The organism is Massilia sp. Bi118 (assembly GCF_918697865.1).
Lineage (GTDB): Bacteria > Pseudomonadota > Gammaproteobacteria > Burkholderiales > Burkholderiaceae_D > Telluria.
In genome coordinates, this window is sequence record NZ_CAKKMV010000048.1 from 1 (window position 1) to 1,036 (window position 1,036).

Sequence of the window (1,036 nt, forward strand, 5' to 3'; positions counted from 1 at the left end):
CAACTCGCCCTGCCCATCCCGCCCGAAAGACATCACCTGCCCCGGCTTGCTCACGCTCCAGTCGCGCTGCTCGGACACCGTGCGCCCGGTTGCCAAAAAACTGCGCAGGAAGCCGGCGCAGTAATCGGAATAGAAATAGCGTCCGGCCAGTTCCGGAATCGCCGCGCCGCGGTACACGTAGCCGCCGGTGATCGAGCACGGGCTGCCCGCATCCGCATGGCTGTATTCGAGCACCGGCAGCGCCAGGCCGCTGCTGCTGCAGGTCTGGGCCTGGTAGCAGCTCGTGCCTTCCATCCTGTTCCAGCCGTAGTTCAGGCCACCCTGGCTTGCCGCTTCCAGGTCGATCTCTTCGCGCTGGGCCTGGCCGACGTCGGCGATGTAGAGCTTGTCGGCGTCGAAGGCATAGCGCCAGGGGTTGCGCAGGCCGTAAGCCCAGATTTCGGGGCGGGCGCCGGCCTGGCTGCGGAAGGGGTTCGTCGCCGGGATCGTGTAGGGGACGGATGCGCTGGCGTTGCTCACGTCCAGGCGCAGCAGTTTTCCAAGCAGCGAATTCAGGTTCTGCGCATTGCCGGGCGGGTCGCCGGCCGAACCGCCGTCGCCGGTGCCGAGATACAGATAGCCGTCCGGGCCGAAGGCGACCAGGCCGCCGAAGTGATTCGTAAACGTCGGGTGCGCGATCTGGATGATGGTGATGCCGGACGCGCCGTCGGCCCGGTTCGGATCGCCGGACACCGTGTAGCGCTCGACGACAATGTCGCGGTTCAGGTTCGTGCGGTAGACGTAGAAGCGGCCATTGGTGGCGTAGCCGGGATCGAAGGCCATCGACAGCAGGCCGCCTTCGCCGATGACGTCGGTGAGCGTGCGGATATCCAGGAAAGGCTGGGACAGCAGCGCGCCGTTCTGCATGATGAGGATGCGGCCCGCGCGCTCGACGATGAACTGGCGGGTGTCGCCCGGCGGCGCGGTCAGGAAGGTGGGGCTGGCCAGATTGCTGGCGAAGGGCGCCAGCGCCAGGCTCAGCGGGACGGGTGGCGGC

1 protein-coding gene is annotated in these 1,036 nt (G+C 67.4%); it reads right to left on the bottom strand.

From position 1 onward, the window contains the following. Positions 1 to 1,036, bottom strand: a 1,036-nt coding sequence (locus tag LQV39_RS26315; RefSeq protein WP_230030143.1) for a sorbosone dehydrogenase family protein, incomplete at both ends; no start/stop codon positions are given.